Below are 1,515 nucleotides of genomic sequence, written 5' to 3'. Positions count from 1 at the left end.
GGGCGAATGGTGTTGAAAAAGTAGCTGTTGAAGTAATCGCTTGGTCCTGATTCAATCCTTTTAGGAAAAGGGGGGATTTGCGAATGCTGGGACCGAGGCAAGTTGCGCAGGCAGCGCTCTTTTACGAGTTTTCGATTGAAGATCACGTTCCTGCTGACCACTTGCTCAGGAAGGTCGACCACTTTCTCGATCTGAGTGAGGTCAGATCTTTCCTTGCTCCCTATTACAGCAGCCAGGGCCGCCCTTCGATTGATCCCGAGCTGATGATCAGGATGTTGTTGGTCGGCTACATCATGGGCATTCGTTCTGAACGGCGCATCTGTGAGGAAGTTCACCTGAACCTGGCCTATAGATGGTTTTGCCGTATGGACTTGGGTGACCCAGTTCCTGATCATTCGACATTTTCCAAGAACCGACATGGCCGTTTCCGGGATAGCGATCTTTTCCGTCATCTCTTCGAACTGGTGTTGGCCCGCTGCATCGCAGAGGGGCTTGTCGGTGGGGAGGCTTTGGGTGTTGATGCTTCTATCGTACAGGCTGATGCAAAGCGGCTGAACAAAGTTGAAGCATCAGATTGGACGCCAGAACGCATCACGCGGGCGACAGAAGAATACTTCGAGACCCTTGATGATGCCGCTTTCGGCGCTGCAACGCCCGTGAAACCAAAGGTGCTCTCGCCGGTTGATCCGGCAGCACGCTTTACTGGAGCAAAGAAGGCCTATTCGATCTTTGCCTATTCCACCAACTATCTGGTGGACTTGGATAATGCTGTGATTGTTGATGTTGAAACAACAGCGCCGATCCGACAGGCTGAAGTTAATGCCGCACTGGATATGGTTGATCGTGTTGAAGAGAAGTTTGGTATATACCCAGAACGCTTCGTCGGTGATGGCGCTTATGGCAATGCCGAGACACTTGCTTGGCTGGTTCATGAGAAAGGTATCGAGCCACATGTTCCGGTTCTCGACAGATCGCAGCGGCTCGACCAGACATTCTCGAGGACCGACTTCATATTTGACTATGAGAATGACAGATACATTTGCCCTGATGGCAAAGACCTGCTGCCCAGTCGCCGTCAATTCCAGACAATCCGGCCCAAGATGCAGGGTGATGAAAATATCCGATATCGTGCTGCCAAAGCGGACTGCCAGAACTGTGAACTGAAGTTCAGATGCTGCCCCAACACTGCCACTCGGCACATCACCAGATCAATCCATGAAGGAGCGCGAGACTTCGCCCGAGATCTGGCAGATACAGATGCCTATATCGCCTCTAGGCACGCCAGGCGAAAAGTTGAGATGCTGTTTGCTCACATGAAGAAGATCATGGGGCTGAATAGACTGCGTCTTCGAGGACCAAATGGAGCAAAAGACGAGTTCACACTGGCAGCCACAGCACAGAACCTGCGCAAAATGGCAAAGCTGCTCCCAACTCCGGCATGAGGGAGCGTCGAGCCTCCCAAAACCGCCCTCCGTTTTGCGCTGCAGCACTTAATTTTTCAACAGAATTGGCGGA

General features: G+C 52.0%; 1 protein-coding gene. It reads left to right on the top strand.

Annotation, left to right across the window (positions count from 1 at the left end):
- The first annotated feature begins 83 nt into the window (after positions 1 to 83).
- Positions 84 to 1,442: a transposase gene (locus DSD30_RS21440; protein ID WP_114011797.1), complete on the top strand. Its 1,359-nt coding sequence runs from the start codon at positions 84 to 86 to the stop codon at positions 1,440 to 1,442.
- The last annotated feature ends 73 nt before the right edge of the window (positions 1,443 to 1,515 follow it).

Source organism: Cohaesibacter intestini (genome assembly GCF_003324485.1).
Taxonomy (GTDB): Bacteria; Pseudomonadota; Alphaproteobacteria; order Rhizobiales; family Cohaesibacteraceae; genus Cohaesibacter; species Cohaesibacter intestini.
This window is presented reverse-complemented; position numbering and strand designations above follow the sequence as displayed.